The organism is Roseateles sp. NT4 (genome assembly GCF_051857475.1).
Classification (GTDB): Bacteria; Pseudomonadota; Gammaproteobacteria; order Burkholderiales; family Burkholderiaceae_C; genus Pelomonas.
The window spans coordinates 640,430-655,637 of record NZ_JBPZGZ010000003.1; the positions used below are offsets into that span (position 1 = coordinate 640,430).

Annotated in this window: 17 protein-coding genes; 9 read left to right on the plus strand and 8 right to left on the minus strand. The window is 66.6% G+C overall.

Annotated elements, in window-relative coordinates:
- Nucleotides 1-46: 46 nt before the first annotated feature.
- The 3 genes from cheY to ACS5PN_RS21880 all read left to right on the plus strand — a co-directional run bounded on the left by cheY (nt 47) and on the right by ACS5PN_RS21880 (nt 1,837).
- Nucleotides 47-439, plus strand: coding sequence for a chemotaxis response regulator CheY (gene cheY / locus ACS5PN_RS21870; RefSeq protein WP_233371843.1), 393 nt, complete (start codon nt 47-49; stop codon nt 437-439).
- A gap of 23 nt (nt 440-462) precedes the next feature.
- Nucleotides 463-1,098, plus strand: a complete 636-nt coding sequence (locus ACS5PN_RS21875; RefSeq protein WP_439466119.1) for a protein phosphatase CheZ — start codon at nt 463-465, stop codon at nt 1,096-1,098.
- A gap of 157 nt (nt 1,099-1,255) precedes the next feature.
- Nucleotides 1,256-1,837 (plus strand): hypothetical protein, encoded by a 582-nt coding sequence (locus ACS5PN_RS21880; protein WP_439466120.1) that lies wholly within the window; start codon nt 1,256-1,258, stop codon nt 1,835-1,837.
- 3 nt (nt 1,838-1,840) lie between these two features.
- Here ACS5PN_RS21880 and ACS5PN_RS21885 read toward each other — a convergent pair whose 3' ends face one another.
- Nucleotides 1,841-2,587, minus strand: a complete 747-nt coding sequence (locus ACS5PN_RS21885) for a transporter substrate-binding domain-containing protein (RefSeq protein WP_439466121.1) — start codon at nt 2,585-2,587, stop codon at nt 1,841-1,843.
- 174 nt (nt 2,588-2,761) lie between these two features.
- Between ACS5PN_RS21885 and flhB the strand changes: the two genes are divergently transcribed.
- On the plus strand, nt 2,762-3,931 hold the full coding sequence (gene flhB, locus ACS5PN_RS21890) for a flagellar biosynthesis protein FlhB (RefSeq protein WP_439466122.1): 1,170 nt from the start codon (nt 2,762-2,764) through the stop codon (nt 3,929-3,931).
- 20 nt (nt 3,932-3,951) lie between these two features.
- Here flhB and ACS5PN_RS21895 read toward each other — a convergent pair whose 3' ends face one another.
- From ACS5PN_RS21895 to ACS5PN_RS21920, 6 genes are all read right to left on the minus strand, one after another.
- Nucleotides 3,952-4,242 (minus strand): hypothetical protein, encoded by a 291-nt coding sequence (locus ACS5PN_RS21895; RefSeq protein WP_439466123.1) that lies wholly within the window; start codon nt 4,240-4,242, stop codon nt 3,952-3,954.
- A 21-nt stretch (nt 4,243-4,263) separates the two neighbouring features.
- The gene (locus ACS5PN_RS21900) at nt 4,264-4,563 is read right to left on the minus strand and encodes a hypothetical protein (protein WP_439466124.1); all 300 of its coding nucleotides are present in this window, start codon (nt 4,561-4,563) and stop codon (nt 4,264-4,266) included.
- Nucleotides 4,564-4,673: 110 nt separating this feature from the next.
- A complete protein-coding gene (locus tag ACS5PN_RS21905) occupies nt 4,674-4,991 on the minus strand; it encodes a hypothetical protein (protein WP_439466125.1) in 318 nt (105 codons plus the stop codon).
- Nucleotides 4,988-5,332 (minus strand): hypothetical protein, encoded by a 345-nt coding sequence (locus ACS5PN_RS21910; RefSeq protein WP_439466126.1) that lies wholly within the window; start codon nt 5,330-5,332, stop codon nt 4,988-4,990. Before ACS5PN_RS21910 ends, ACS5PN_RS21905 begins: the two co-directional genes overlap by 4 nt.
- 5 nt (nt 5,333-5,337) lie before the next feature.
- Nucleotides 5,338-5,667: a hypothetical protein gene (locus ACS5PN_RS21915; RefSeq protein WP_439466127.1), complete on the minus strand. Its 330-nt coding sequence runs from the start codon at nt 5,665-5,667 to the stop codon at nt 5,338-5,340.
- A gap of 10 nt (nt 5,668-5,677) precedes the next feature.
- Nucleotides 5,678-7,528 carry a hypothetical protein gene (locus ACS5PN_RS21920; RefSeq protein WP_439466128.1) on the minus strand — a complete coding sequence of 617 codons (1,851 nt, stop codon included), beginning with the start codon at nt 7,526-7,528 and terminating at the stop codon, nt 5,678-5,680.
- Between the two features lie 281 nt (nt 7,529-7,809).
- On the opposite strand from ACS5PN_RS21920, the gene flhA reads away from it, so the two are divergent.
- From flhA to ACS5PN_RS21945, 5 genes are read left to right on the plus strand one after another with little or no spacing between them, the layout of a single operon-like run.
- Nucleotides 7,810-9,900, plus strand: a complete 2,091-nt coding sequence (gene flhA / locus ACS5PN_RS21925; RefSeq protein ID WP_439466129.1) for a flagellar biosynthesis protein FlhA — start codon at nt 7,810-7,812, stop codon at nt 9,898-9,900.
- Nucleotides 9,897-11,543, plus strand: coding sequence for a flagellar biosynthesis protein FlhF (gene flhF / locus ACS5PN_RS21930; RefSeq protein ID WP_439466130.1), 1,647 nt, complete (start codon nt 9,897-9,899; stop codon nt 11,541-11,543). The genes flhA and flhF overlap by 4 nt, the downstream gene beginning before the upstream one ends.
- Nucleotides 11,543-12,325 (plus strand): MinD/ParA family ATP-binding protein, encoded by a 783-nt coding sequence (locus ACS5PN_RS21935; protein WP_439466131.1) that lies wholly within the window; start codon nt 11,543-11,545, stop codon nt 12,323-12,325. The genes flhF and ACS5PN_RS21935 overlap by 1 nt, the downstream gene beginning before the upstream one ends.
- A gap of 17 nt (nt 12,326-12,342) precedes the next feature.
- Nucleotides 12,343-13,056, plus strand: a complete 714-nt coding sequence (locus ACS5PN_RS21940; protein WP_439466132.1) for an RNA polymerase sigma factor FliA — start codon at nt 12,343-12,345, stop codon at nt 13,054-13,056.
- A gap of 51 nt (nt 13,057-13,107) precedes the next feature.
- Entirely contained in the window at nt 13,108-14,454 is a 1,347-nt protein-coding gene (locus tag ACS5PN_RS21945) for a methyl-accepting chemotaxis protein (RefSeq protein ID WP_439466133.1), read from the plus strand.
- Here ACS5PN_RS21945 and ACS5PN_RS21950 read toward each other — a convergent pair.
- Nucleotides 14,444-15,160 (minus strand): substrate-binding periplasmic protein, encoded by a 717-nt coding sequence (locus ACS5PN_RS21950; protein ID WP_439466134.1) that lies wholly within the window; start codon nt 15,158-15,160, stop codon nt 14,444-14,446. The two genes, ACS5PN_RS21945 and ACS5PN_RS21950, sit on opposite strands and share 11 nt — an antisense overlap.
- Nucleotides 15,161-15,208: the final 48 nt, after the last annotated feature.

The window sequence follows — 15,208 nt, forward strand, 5'->3', positions numbered from 1 at the left end:
TGCGTGCTGACCCCGAAAAACTGCCCGCACCCGAGAGAGGATCGCCATGAGCGCTGACATGAAATTCCTGGTCGTCGACGACTTCTCCACCATGCGCCGCATCGTGCGCGGCCTGCTGAAGGAAATCGGCTACAACAACTGCGAAGAGGCCGAAGACGGCGTCGAGGCGTTGAGCATGCTCAAGGGCGCCAAGTTCGACTTCGTCGTCAGCGACATCAACATGCCCAACATGACGGGCTTCGAGCTGCTGAAGGCCATCAAGGAAGATCCCAACCTGAAGCACCTGCCGGTGCTGATGGTCACCGCCGAAGCGCGCAAGGAAGACATCGTGCTGGCCGCCCAGTCGGGCGCCGCGGGCTACATCGTCAAGCCCTTCACGAAGGCGACGCTGGAAGAAAAAGTCCTGAAGATCATGCAGAAGCTGGCCGCGGCCGCCTGACAACAACAATCAAGGGGACTGCCATGTCGATGGAACAGTTGGACCAATTGAGCAAGGCCCAGGAGCCGTTGCTTGTCTCGCCCGAAGTCTTCCAGCAACTCGGCACGATCACACGCACGCTGCACGACACCATGCAGCGCTTGGGCGTCATGCCCAAGCTGCAGGTGGCCACCGACGGCCTGCCCGACGCGCGCAGCCGCCTGAGCTATATCGCCGAAAAGACGGCCGCCGCCGCCGAGAAGGTGCTGAACTCCGTCGACCAGGCCAAGGCCGAGCACGCCGGCATCAGCAATGCCACCAAGGAACTGGCGGCTGCCATCGTGGCCGATCCGGTTCGCGCCGTCGCCAGCGGCGCCGTCATGAACTTCGTCAAGGATGTCGAGAACCGCACCACGAGCATCGACAACCACCTGACCGACATCATGCTGGCCCAGGACTTCCACGACCTGACCGGTCAGGTCGTGGCCAAGGTCGTCAAGCTGGCCAATGACCTGGAAGACAGCCTGGTCAAGTTGCTGGTGCAGGTTGTGCCGCCCGAGCAGCGCGAGAAGGTCGATCCGACCATCCTGCAGGGCCCGGTCGTCAACGCCGAGGGCCGTACCGATGTCGTCACCAACCAGGGCGAAGTCGACGACCTGCTGGCCAGCCTCGGCTTCTGACGCGCGCCCTGCGCTCGGCATCAAGCCCGCCATCGGCGGGCTTTTTTCTTGTCCTCGAATGTTGTGATGCGGGTCGCCCGGCGGGGTGCTGCGCTTCTGCTAAAAACGCCGCCTCGCCTCACAAGGGCGAGGTCAACAACATCAGGGAGATCATCAAATGATTCGATTCAAGCAGGCGACGCTCGCCTTCGCGGCGGCCTTGGCCGTTGCGGCGCCGCAAGCCCAGGCCCAGGCGCAAGCCAGCGAGACGGACTCGCGCATCGGCTGGTACGGCGACTTCGCGGTCGGCGGCACCCGCTACGAGTCCGAACCCGGCTTTGTCCTCTGCCGTTGCCGCAAGGGCAGCGCCACGGCCCTCAAGGTCGGCGCCGGCTATCGCTTCGGCGTCTCGGCCGTCGAGGCTTGGTATATGGACCTCGGCAAGGCCAATTTCGGCGCCGACTATTGGGGTCCTGCCACCTCGGCCCATATGCGCGCCGCCGTGCTGGGCGGTGCCTGGTCTGCGCGCTGGGGGCGGTACGTCGAGGCCACCTGGCGTGTCGGCGCGGCCTTTGTCAATGCGACCGGCGACGGCGGCAGCCAGCACGACGTTCGCGCCACCGGCGGTTTCTCCCTCGGCTGGCGCACGACCGAAACGTCGACGCTGGAACTGGGCTTCGACATCCTGAGTGCCCGCGATGCCAGCGGCGCCCGTACCGACGCCGTGCCCGTCACGCTGGGTTTCCGCCAGCGCTTCTGACCCTCAGTCCGGCTGCGCCTCGGGCACCAGCTCGCGGATGGCCTGGTTGAGCTTGTCCAGAGTCTGCTGCGCCACCAACTGTGAACAGGCCAGGTAGCGCAGCTCCCCGCGCGGCATGTCGGCGAACTCGATGCGCACCAGCGGCAGTGGTGTGAACTCGGGATCCTTGCGCAGCCAGCTCAGGTCCTCCTCGTCGATCAGCATGTAGTCGACCCGGCGCACACCCACCATGCGCGCCAGCTGCAGCGGCGCGAGCTGGGCGCGCAGCGGCGGCCTGGCGGCGCTCGCCAGGAGCTGGTCGAGCTGCTGGCCGTAGGACACGCCCTCCATCAGGCCGGGCTGCAGGGAGCCGTCTGCAAACAGCTGGGCGATGCGCGGGATGGCGCGGATCTGCACCGCAACGGCGGCGTGGGCAAGCACCACATGCGGCTTGTCGCGGTGGATGGGCAGACTGAAGCGGGCAAAGGCCTCGCGTTCCGGGTTCTTGTACAGGCCCGGCGAGCACAGCGGTGCCTGGTTGGCCTGCAGATGCTGCAGCGTGCGGCGGATGGGCACTTCGGCGTATTGCGCCTGGACGCCGGCACGCTTGAGCAGCTTGATGGTGCGCTCCATCAGGAAGCCGGCCGGCTTGCCGTCCACGGTATGGGTGTAGGGCGGCTTGTCGCGGTACTCGATGGTCAGCGGCTGCGCCACGGTGGCGCCGGCGCAAGAGGCGACGGTCACGGCGAGCAAGCGGGCGAGGCGGGCCATGGATGGAAGATTAGCCCCAGCCAGACGGTCGTCACCACCGTTGGAGCGGCAATCCTTCACATCCTGGCCCTGGCTACGCCGCCCGGCGCGGAATAGCCGGCCAAGCCTCCCGCTTTTCTCGCTCAAGTCGGGCAGGGCGCCTCGAACAATGCTGTCCAGCGCTGCATCACCCCCATGGCCGACCACGACGCACAGGATCGCAACTTACCCGCCTCGCCCAAGAAGATCGAAAGATCCCGGGCCGAGGGGCAATTGCCGCGTTCGCGCGACCTGCCGCATTTCGCCATGATGGTCGCCGGCGGCGCCGCCCTGGCCGCCGGGGGGCCGCAGATCATCGAGAAGATGCGCCAGACCCTGATCACCGGCCTGCATTTCGACGCCAGCCTGCTGGCCCGGCCCGGCTTCATGGGCGAGCGCCTCGCCGAGATGACACTGGCCTTTGCCGCCGTCGCCGGACCGATCGCAGCCCTGCTGATGCTGGTCGGCATCGCCAGCAACCTGGCCAGCGGCGGCTGGAACTGGACGATGAAGCCGCTGGCCCCCAAGTTCACGCATCTCAACCCCTTGGCCGGCCTGGGCCGCCTCTTCAGCGGCCAGGGCTTTGGCTCGGCGTTGAAGGCGGTTCTGCTGGCCCTGGTGCTCGGCATCGTCGGCGCCATGGTGCTGAAGGACCGCCTGGCGGCCTATGTGGGCATCATGTCCGTGCCCCTGCCGTCGGCCCTCGCCTATGCCGGCCAGCAACTGATGGGGGGCCTGGGCCTGCTGGCGGTTGCACTGGCCGTCTTTGCCGCCATCGATGTGCCGCTGCAGCGCCAGCTCTGGATGCGCCGCATGCGCATGACGCGCGAAGAGGTCAAGCAGGAAATGAAGGAGGTTGAAGGCAACCTCGAGATCAAGGCCAAGGTGCGCGCCAAGATGCGCGAGATGGCCAAGCGCCGCATGCTGGCCGCGGTGCCCCAGGCCGACCTGGTGGTCATGAACCCGACCCACTACGCCGTGGCCCTCAAGTACGAGGAAGGCAAGATGGCTGCTCCGAAGGTCGTGGCCAAGGGCGCCGACCTGCTGGCCATGAAGATCCGCGACCTGGCCAAGGAGAGCAAGGTGCCGGTGCTGCAGCAGCCCGTGCTGGCCCGTGCCCTCTACGCCCACGCCAAGGTCGACCACGAGATCCCCGCTGCGCTGTTCAGCGCCGTGGCCCAGGTGCTGGCCTATGTCTACCAGCTGCGCGCCGCCCTGGCCTCACGCAACGTGGCGCGGCCGGACGTGCCCAAGCCGCATGTGCCGCCGGAGCTCGACCCGCACAACAAGCCGGGCTGGCAGCCGGAGCCTGACGAGGATTTCTAAGGCCTGCGCCGTGACTCGCACTAGGTCGTGCGCCACTTGATGAATTCAAAGGGGTCCGAGGGTCCTTGGATCACCAGGTAGTACTCGGCCCGCAAGGCAACGCCACCCGCAGCTTCGTGGAAGAAAAAGTCGTCGTCCTGCGGTGGGATGCCTATCGACTTGCAGAACCCGGCATCCGTGAATCGGTCGTGGTAGTCCTTGGCCAGGCGCTCAGCCTGCACCTGCGAATGGCCGAACGCCTGCTGCAACTCCCTGGCGACATGCCTGAAGAGTTCCTTGACGTCGTCATCGGCTGAAACGACCAGCTCCATGGGTTTGCGACCTCGCACGTTCTATCGCAGCTCATCCTCGGCCAGCACGTCCACATGGCCGACAAGGCCCTGCAGCGCGCCCAGCACTTCGTTGAGAACCGCCTGCTGCTGCGCTTCGTTCAGAACGAGGAGAGGGAACGCCGAGATTTGCAGATCGCATTCGTCACCCTCCCCCTGGAGTGGGTTCTTCTCGAACTTGAGCACGGTATCCCGGTATACCAATGCGCCGCGCACTTGTTCCGAGCCCGGAAGCAGGCTCTTGAACTCATTCAGTACGGCCTCCTGTCGATCTGACGCATTGAACAGCAGCACAAAAGGCATGGGTTTGTCGCTGAGGCTGGCAACTACAGCCCGCGCAGCGTGTCGTTGTACAGACCGGTATCCATCTCAACATGCCTTTGGGGCAACGCGCGTGATCGCGAGAGTGCAGATCACCACCGTCTTCCCGGCCAAGGGCCGACGGTGCGCCACTGTTCAAGATAGCTCAGCGCCTGCGCTTCAGTGATCTCGTCATCATCGGGATCGAACTCTCCGGACAGCGAAGCGTTGAGGAAGCCGCGGATGTCGTCGGTGTGATTGGACCACCCGCCGTTCCTGCGCGCCAGGTACAAGCCGCCCGGTTCGTGCGGCGAAAAAAAGGGCTTGCCATCGTCCAACTGCCTATAGATCTCGTAGGGGCCACCGGAGCCATCGGTAAGCTGGTAGTACTTCCAGCGCATGGCGGCAAACGGCATCGTCATCGGGCTCATGGCTCGCGTGTGACCAGGCTTTCAAGAGCGACATCGGACAGCTCACCCGGAAAGTCGATGGCGACGCTGACTTGCCAGCTGCCCGACATGGCTTGGCTTACGGACACGCCGTTCACCGGTACCAGCACCCGCTGGCCACCGACGCTGGACACAGTCACGCGCGCTCCAAACGCCTGCTCCACTTCGCTTCTTCGCGAGAACTCCTTCAGCAAAAGAGGTCCGGTGAGCAGGGTCTGGCCGCCTGCGGTCGGCACGACGTCCTTGACGACCATCAGCTCCATGTTCAAGTCATTCAACGAGGCGTCGAGGAAACTGCGGATGTTGTCGGCGCGAGGGCTCAATCGCGTCAGCTTGCTTTATCGGTGAATTGCGGGAGCCTGTAAACCTTCATCAGGCAAACGGCCGATTCGACCGACGCCTCGAACTCATAGGGGCCTGGCAGCAAATCTGCATACTCTCCAGCGTGCACGAGGGCCGGGCCCGCATCCGTGTGATAGGTGCAGCGGCCTTCAAAGACATACACCCGACTGGCCTGAGACAGGCTTCCCGAAAACTTCGCCCCCGCGTCATAGCGGTTGGGGAAAAACCGATGTCCCTGTTCCGCCGGGAAGAGCGCTTTCACCGCATCTTCTGTGAGATCTCTATCGGAGATCTCCGTCCAAGAGTGCACCTTCATCACTGTCCTTTCAGAACTCAATGCCGTACTTGGCAAAAGCGTTCTTCGCCCGAACCAACACGGCCGCATTTTGCGCGGCAGTATTGCCATTCATGAAGTGTCCGCTGTGCTCGTTGATGTCAAGGCCTACATAACCGTCCCGTGCGTTGCCGGCAATTTCAGCCTCGCCGGCGGCAATGACCGGCTTGCCTCCGGTGATCACGGCATGTGAGATTTCAGTTCCGCCAGCGGCCAGCTTCGGAATGACGAGAAGGTCTCCCGAGGCTGTCACGGCGTATTTGATCGTGCCTTGGCCAATGGCTGCATCGAACCCAGGGCCGACCGGCGATATGGGGCTGACACCACTGCTCCGGGCGATGGCCAGTTCTTCGGCCAGACTGCCGGGCAGTTGGTTTTCGAACAGGGGTTCAAGCCGGAAGTTTGCGATGGCGCCTCGTTGAGACAGCGGTCCTTTCAAACCCTCTGAAACGATGGCCGTCGTGCCGTAGTCCAGTGCTTTCGCGGCTACCAAGCTGGTCCCAAGCCCAGCCACGGCGGCGCCGGCGGCTGCCGGATCGCCGTTCTGCAAAGCTTCGCCGAGGTTGTAGGCTGCGCGCGTCCCACCCACCAGCGGAATGACGGAAACCGTGTTCTTCGCGGTTTCCCAAAGGCCTATGCCGGTGCCCTGCAGTCCGCCCGGGCCGGCCATCAGCTTCTCGCCCAGCATGCTGTAGCCCACGTGCAGGTCATCGCCCGTGGCAACGTTCCAGGCGGCGGTCACCACGTCCGTGACTTCAAGCGGAAGCTCGGTGAGGCCTTTCCACAGCCCGTTGGCAATCCCGGTGACGAACTTGCCGCGCGTCGAGTCGCCATCCAGGGCGTAGGCCATTGGATTTGCGTCTCCCAACGCTGCGTATGTGGCAGCTTCATCAATCTCCTGCTTCGCGGGCGTCTGAGGTGCAGGTCGGGCTGCAACGGTTGCAGGCGCCTGTGCACTCATCTGCTCAAAGCTGGCACCGCTCAAATCGATGCCCGAAGCATCAATGACTGAGTGCGCCGGGACTGCGCGGGTCGCCGCATCTGCCGCGATGAAGGCGCCGCCCGCCCTCAAGTTGGCGCCGCTCAGGTCGGGCAGCATCACCTGCTGACCCCGCAAGAGCAATGAAGATGAGGCGCCATTGGCCTGGGCCAGTGCCTGCGCATAGCGTTCGTCGCCGTATTCCTGCTTGGCGATTCGGGCCCACGAGTCACCGCTTTCGGCCGTGCGGCTCTTGACCGTGGCGTAGGCCGCAGGGTTCGCCGATTGCTCCACGGCGTTGAGCAGGCTTCTGTCGCCCGTCGGGGGCGGCGCATCCTCGACGGGCTCCGGCGGCAGTTCCGTGGGCAGCGGCTCCGGTTCGTCGATGGCCAATTCCGACTCGTAGTCCTGCGGGCCTGCGCTCTCCGCCATCTCCGTCTCCAGCCTTTGCACCTCGCTGCTGGCGGCGTCGAATTCCATCTCGGAGGCGTAGTCCAGATAGCCCTCGCTGACGCCGTGGTGGAAGGTGTCCACCCGGCCCAGCCGTGCTTGCGCCTGTTCCAGCATGCTGGCGAGAGTGGCCTGATGCTGGGAGATGAAAGCGAGGTCGGCGCTGCGGTCGGCTGCGGCGTCGGGTTCTTGCGGCTCTGGCGGCGGGGGCGTTAGTGCGGCGCCGGCGGGCGTGTCGTGGGCGGCCGGCGCCAGGTTGACCCAATGCGGCAGCTGCTGGCCCATGTCGCTCAGCGTCTGGCTGGATTCCTGGGGTTGCACTTCTGCTGGCACTGCTGCCGGTTCGGCGATTTCCGAAGTCTCGCTGGGCGCCAAGTCCTCGAAAGGGACGGCGCCAAAGGTTTCCAAGCGCAAGGCTTTCTCCCTGGGTTCTCTGGTGGCGCCATTGAACGGGGGCGTGACTTTGTGGGCAATTGCCGGCGCTCCTATTTCGGCGCCGCGCGGCGCTAGGGTCGGCCGCAGCTCCAGACCCGGGGATTGGCCTGGAATCCCCCCTCATTTCCGGCTCAAGTTTTCGGACCCGCCCAGAACAATGGCTTCCCAGGTGATCTGGGCTCATGGCGTCCGCGCTTTGTGCGCCAGTTCACGAAGTCCCTCATCCGACCGCTTTCGACCCGCTGGCCCCAAGCCGATCCATGAACCCGCTGATCCAGAAGCTGCAATCCCTGCTCGGCCCGCGTGCCGGCATCATCGCGGCGCTTGGCGCGCCGATCGCGGTGCTGCTGGTGCTGTCGATGATGGTGCTGCCGCTGCCGCCCTTCGCGCTGGACCTGCTGTTCACCTTCAACATCGCCATGGCCGTCATGGTCATGATGGTGGCAGCCCACATGGTCAGGCCGCTGGACTTCGCGGCCTTCCCGACCGTGCTGCTGCTGACCACGCTGATGCGCCTGTCGCTGAACGTTGCGTCCACGCGCGTGGTGCTGCTGCAGGGCCACACCGGCACGGGCGCCGCCGGCAAGGTCATCGAGTCCTTCGGCCACTTCCTGATCGGCGGCAATTTCGCGGTCGGCCTGATCGTGTTCGCCATCCTCGTTGTCATCAACTTCATCGTGGTGACCAAGGGTGCCGAGCGGATCGCGGAAGTTGGTGCGCGCTTCACCCTGGATGCCATGCCCGGCAAGCAGATGGCGGTGGACGCCGACCTGAACGCCGGCCTCATCAACGAGGCGGAGGCCAAGCGCCGCCGCGCCGAACTGTCCGACGAAGCCGACTTCTTCGGTTCCATGGACGGTGCCAGCAAGTTCGTGCGCGGTGACGCGGTCGCCGGCATGCTGATCCTGGCCATCAACATCGTCGGTGGCTTCATCATCGGCGTCGCCCAGCACGGCCTCTCGGCCGGCCAGGCCGCCGACAGCTACATCCTGCTGGCCGTCGGTGATGCCCTGGTCGCCCAGGTGCCGGCTCTGCTGATCTCGGTCGCCGCCGCCATGGTGGTGTCGCGCGTCGGTACCGACAAGGACATCGGCAGCCAGATCGGCAAGCAGGTCTTCGGTTCGGCCAAGTCGTTGGCCATCACGGCTGGCGTCATCGGCGCTCTCGGTCTGATCCCGGGCATGCCGCACATCGTCTTCCTGCTGATCGCCGCCGGCCTGGGCTACCTGGCCTACTGGCTGCGCAGCAAGGAGCAGGCCCTGGAGGCCGCCAAGGCCGTCAAGCCCATCATGCCCAGCACCGAAGGCGCCGGCGAGGCCAGCTGGGAAGACCTGGTGCCCGTCGACACCCTGGGCCTGGAAGTCGGCTACCGCCTCATCACGCTGGTGGACAAGACCCGCGAGGGCGACCTGCTCAGCCGCATCAAGGGCGTGCGCCGCAAGTTCGCGCAGGAAGTCGGCTTCCTGCCGCCGCCGGTGCACATCCGCGACAACCTCGAGCTGCGCCCCAGCCAGTACCGCATCTCGCTGCGCGGCGCCGTCGTCGGCGAAGCCGAGGCCTACCCCGGCATGTGGCTGGCCATCAACCCCGGCCACGCGACGCAGAAGCTGATCGGCACGCCGACCACCGACCCCGCCTTCGGCCTGCCGGCGGTGTGGGTCGAGGAACGGCAGAAGGAGATGGCCCAAATGAGCGGGTTTACGGTCGTTGATTGCTCGACCGTCGTGGCCACCCACCTTTCACACTTGATGCAAGTGCACGCGGCCAAGTTGTTGGGCCGTGTGGAGACGCAAGCCCTGGTGGAACACCTCACCAAGCAGGCGCCGCAATTGATCGAAGACGTGATTCCCAAGATGGTCAGCATCGCCACCCTGCAACGCGTTCTCCAGCTGCTGCTGGAGGAGGGCGTGCACGTCCGCGACATGCGCTCCATCGTCGAATGCCTGGCCGAGAACGCCGCCGCCGTCACCGACCCGGTCGAGCTGGCCCGCCGCATCCGCACCCACATCGCCCCGGCCATCGTGCAGCAGATCTACGGCTCCACCAAGGAGCTGGACGTCATCGCGCTGGAGCCCGAGCTCGAGCGCCTGGTCACGCAAGCCCTCAATTCGCCGCATGGCGCGGCCCTGGACCCCGGTGTCGCCGACACCCTGGCCCGCAGCGCTGCCGAGACGGCCCAGAAACAGGAAGACCGCGGCGTGCCGGCCACGCTGCTGGTGCCCGACCTGATCCGCGCACCCATGGCCCGCCTGCTCAAGCGCGCGGCACCCCGACTCAAGGTGCTCGGCCACAGTGAGATTCCTGAGACCCACACCATCCGCATCGGCTCCATCATCGGAGGCACAGCATGAACGTCCGTAAATTCACCGCCCGCTCCTCGCGCGAGGCGTTGGCCCTCGTCAAGCAGGCCTTCGGTCCCGACGCGGTCGTGCTGTCCAACAAGAACGTGCCGGAAGGCGTGGAAGTGCTGGCCATGGCGCCCGAAGGCATGGGACAGATCGAGCAGATCGCCCAGTCGGCGCCGCGCACCGTGGCCCGCCCGCAGGTCGCCCCGCCGCCGACCGTGCCCCAGCAGCCCGCCGCCCGCGGCAGCTTCGCCGACCGCGCCCGCATGGAGCCGAGCTTCGGCAGCCCCGAAGTGGGTGGCGACGTTGAGCAGCTGGCCATGAGCACGCTGAGCTTCCAGGACTATGTGCGCGAGCGCGTGCTGCGCCGCCGCCAGGCCGAGATGACCGGCCAGCCCGACCCTGTCGCGGCCGCGGCCCCGCGCATCGCCCCGCCGCCGACCCAGCCGGCCGCGACCTCGCTGGACGCGGCCCGCGCCCGTCGCGAGCAGCGTGCCGCCGAAGCCATGGCCGCGCTGGCGCCCAAGCGCGCCATGCCGCCGCCCACGCCGCCTCAGGCACGCCCCGCGCCGCCGGTGCTGCGCGACGAGATCCGCATCCCGACGGCCACCGCCCAGCGTGCCGTGCCGCAACTGAGCGACATCAGCGCGATGGAACCCATGCCCCTGCCGGGCCAGCCGACCGCCAACCAGCGCAGCCAGATGGACATGGCCTCCGAGCTGCGCCAGATGCGCGGCCTCATCGAGGAGCGCTTCTCCTCGCTGGCCTTCATGGAAAAGCTGCAGCGCCAGCCGGTACAGGCCCGCCTGACGCAGAAGCTGCTGGAGCTGGGTTTCTCGCCCGCCCTGGTGCGCAAGCTGGCCGAGAGCTGCCCGTCCGACTTCCGCGGCACCGACGTCGCCGACGAGACCGCCTGGGCCGCCCATGTGCTGTCGCGCAATCTGCAGACCGACGAGGCCGCCCGGGCCATCGAGGACCGCGGTGGCGTGTTTGCGCTGATCGGCTCCACCGGCGTCGGCAAGACGACGACGACCGCCAAGCTGGCCGCCCACTTCGCCACCAAGTTCGGCGCCAGCCAGCTCGGCCTGATCACGCTGGACGCCTACCGCATCGGCGCCCACGAACAGCTGCGTGCCTACGGCCGCATCCTCGGCGTGCCCGTGCACACCGCCCACGACCGCGCCTCGCTGGACGACCTGCTGGACCTGCTGTCCAGCAAGAAGCTGGTCCTCATCGACACCGCCGGCATGGCCCAGCGCGACAGCCGCACGCAAGAGCTGCTGGAGATGCTGGCCCATCCCAGCATCAAGAAGCTGCTCGTCATCAATGCTGCCCAGCAGGGCGAGACCATCGAAGACGTCGTCAACGCCTGGAAGGGCGCCGCCTGCGAAGGCGTCGTGCTCAGCAAGATCGACGAAGCCGTGAAGCTGGCCCCGGCCCTGGACACCCTGATCCGCCACAAGCTCAAGGTGCTGGGCGTGGCCAACGGCCAGCGCGTGCCGGAAGACTGGCATCGCCTGCCCAGCGTGGCCCTGGTGCAGCGCGCGCTGAAGGGCGCCGCCTCGGGTGCCTGGCGCATGGACAACACCGACGTCAACCTCATCTTTGCCGGCGCGCCGCTGACCGAAGGCATGAGGGCTGTCCACTGATGATGGTCGACCAAGCCCATGGCCTGCGCCGCCTGTTCGCGGCGTCCAAGACCCGCTTCGTGCCGGTGGTCAGCAACCCGCGCGTGATGGGTGCCGGCGCTCTGCTCGAAGGCCTGTGCTCGGCCTTTGCCGAGCTGAATCTGCACACCCTGGTCGTCGATGCCGGCGAGCATTCGCCCAAGCCCTCCGAGCTGGCGGGCGTGGACCTCTCCAACTGCATCGAGCGCCTGTCGCCCAAGGTGTCCTACCTGGCCGCCCGCGGCCTGCCGCTGCGCCACATCAACGCCCATGGTTCGGCGGCCTCCTTCCTGGAAGCCGTGGCTGATGCCGCGCCGGATGCCGACGTCATCCTGCTGCATGCACCGGCGGCCGAACTGGCCCGCGTCGTGGCCCTGCGCGAGGTGCGCCCGCTGCTGCTGGCTGATACCGAGCCGGCCAGCGTGACGGAAGCCTATGCCGGCATGAAATGGCTCACACAACGGGCCGGCCTGATGGTCTACAGTCTGCTCATGGCCTGCCACCCTCAGCTGCGCGTGGCCACCCGCATCGCGCAACAGCTTCACTCCTGCGCCGACGGCTTCCTCGGCGCGGTGCTGCGCGACTGGGCCTGCCTGGACCCGAGAGCCTCCCAGAACGCACCGCTGACGCCTGAGTTGCGCCATCTCGCCCGCGAGCTGCTGCTCGCGGCGCCTCCCGGAGCGGCCGTCGACGCGGCCGCCTCCGACGCGACCCCGCTGCGCCCGGCGCGCAAGGTGTCTAACCCCCTCATCGCAGCGCATTGACTCCGCCGGGAGCTGATATGTACACGCCCAAAGGCCGCCTCGACAACAACACGCTGATCAAGCAGTACAGCCCGTTGGTCCGACGCCTGGCGCACCAGATGATTGCCAAGCTGCCGGCCAACGTGGAAGTCAACGACTTGATCCAGGTCGGGCTGATCGGCTTGAACGATGCGCTGTCGCGCTTCGATGCCGAGCAGGGCGTGCAGTTCGAGACCTTCGCCACCCAGCGCATCCGCGGCGCCATGCTCGACGAGCTGCGCGGCGGCGACTGGATGAGCCGCGGCACGCGCCGCCAGCAGCGCGAGATCGAGGTCGCCGTGCACAAGGTCGAGCAGCGTCTCGGCCGCGCGCCGCGCGAGGACGAGATCGCTGCCGAGATGGGCCTGCCGCTGGCCGAATACCAGGAACTGCTCGGCAAGGTGCGCGGCACCCAGCTGGTCTATCTGGAAGACATGTCCGGCGACGATGGCGACAACGACTACCTCGACCGCCACGTGGCCGACGAGAACGCCAACCCGGTCGCGATGCTGCAGGACCACCGCATGCGCGAGGCGCTGGTGGAAGCGATCAAAAACCTGCCCGAGCGCGAGCAGTTCGTCATGAGCATGTACTACGAGCACGACATGAATCTCAAGGAGATTGCGGCCGTGCTCAAGGTCACGGAGTCGCGCGTCTGCCAATTGCACAGTCAGTCGATTGCAAGGTTGCGCGTTAAGCTGCGGGACTGGTAATCCACGGGGCCACTTCTTGCCGAGCCCCGGCCAATAAAGCGGGGACAACGCATGTTCAAGTGGCCCAAGAGCGGTGGCTCGTCCACCGCCACACCTCGCGACGAGCCCTACCGGCGCGATGACAGCGCGGCATTGAACGTCGTCAAACGGCTGGCCCGCTCGATTTCCACGGTCGGCAAGGATGCCGCCGAAGTGCGTGGCGCCCTCGAGGACACCCAGCGCATCGTGCAGGCCCAGAGTCAGGCCATGCAGGCCCTGGCCCAGCAGCTCAACCAGATCGGCCAGGCCCAGGCCGCCATCGCCAATGCCACCGCCCAGAGCGCCGCCGCCGTGCAGCGCGCCCGCGGCGCGCTGGGCGTCGTCGGTGGCGAGGTCGTCGGCATGGCGTCCACGCTGGCCCAGGTGTCCGACGCGGCCGCCGAGATCACCAAGATTTCATTGCAGACCCGCCTGGTGGCTTTCAACGCCGCCGTCGAGGCCAAGCATGCCGGCGATGCCGGCCGCGGCTTTGCGGTCGTCGCCGAGGCTGTCAAGGCCCTGGCCGGCCAGGTCGAAGCCTCGTCCAAGGCCATCGTCAGCGCCATCTCCAGCCTGCAGGAGCGCATCGACCGTTTCAGCGCCGAGCTGACCGAGAACGCCGCCAAGCCCAGCCAAATCCACGCCGCCTTCCACGAGGTTGAGCAGGACGTGCAGCGCATCTCGGTGTCGGCCGGCGAGAGCGGCCAGCAGATGAGGCTGCTCAACGAGCAGGCCCATGAGCTGGAGCGCGAGGTGTCGGAGGCCTCGCACGGCCTCAAGGTCGCCTTCGACGGCAGTGACCGCTTCCTGCGCATGTCGGAGGAGCTGGTCGAGCAGATTGCCGAGAGCGGTGTCGAGGTCGACGACATGCCTTTCATCCGCGCCGCCCAGGCGGCCGCCGACGAGATTGCCGGCCTGCTCGAGGACGCGCTGAAGAGCGGCCAGATCAGTGCCGCCGACCTCTTCGACCAGAGCTACCGCCCCATCGAAGGTACGAACCCGCCGCAGCACACGACGCGCTTCTGCCAGCTGACGGACAAGCTCTTTCCAACCGTGCAGGAGAAGGCGCTGGCCTTCAGCGACAAGGTGGTGTTCTGCATCGCGGCCGATCGCAACGGCTATATCGCGACGCACAACCGCAAATACTGCCAGCCGCAGCGGCCGGGCGACACGGTCTGGAACACGGCCAACAGCCGCTACCGCCGCATCTTCAATGACCGCACCGGCCTCGCGTCGGCGCGCAACACCCGGCCCTTCCTGCTGCAGACCTACCGCCGCGACATGGGCGGTGGCCGCTTTGTGGTGCTCAAGGAAGCCACCGCCCCCATCCACGTCGCCGGCAAGCATTGGGGTGGCCTGCGCCTCGCGTTCAATTTTTGATCGAGGCTCGGATTTCCTGATTCAGCAGCTCCAGCCAGGCATCGGCCTGGGGGTGGTTCTTGCTGATGGCCATGAAGGTCGTCTTGACCTCCAGTGGCGGCGCCTGCCAGCGCAACAGCTTGCTCAGCCGAGGCTGGCGTTCCAGCAGGTATTCGAGCGAGGCGCGCTCCGAGAACACGGCGTCCACGCGGCCCAGCCGGAGCATCTCGATGCCGGGGCGAAAGTCGGTCAGCTCGTGCAGGCGGTAGCTGCCGTTGGCCAGATCGGGCGGCAGGTATGAGCCGCGCTGGAAGGCCACTGCGGCATCGGGCGGCAACGCGGTCTTGCGGTCGGTGTGCACGAAGAAACCCAGCTGCATGCGCGCAACCGGCAGCGAATAGCGGAAGAGGGCGTCGCGCTCCTCATTGCGCCACAGCGTCAGCAGGACGCAATCGCCGTTCTTCGCCAACAGGAAGGCGCGCGCCCAGGGCACTTGCAAGACCTGCACGCCCAGCCCACCCGCGTTGAAGGCCCGCCGCGCCAATGCGCCGAGGCTGCCGCCGTCGGGCAGGTCGGCGCTCACATAAGGCGGAAATTCGGTCAGGCACAGCGGCACGGTGCGCGCCGCAGGCCGGGCCTGCGCCACGGCGGCGCCCAGCATCACCAAGGCAGTCGTCAACAGGCGGGCGAAGAGGGGGCGCAGCGGAGCGGAGGGCGGATGATTCATGCGGGCGGCTCAGCACTGAGCCTAGCCAGACCGCCGTCATTCGGCAAT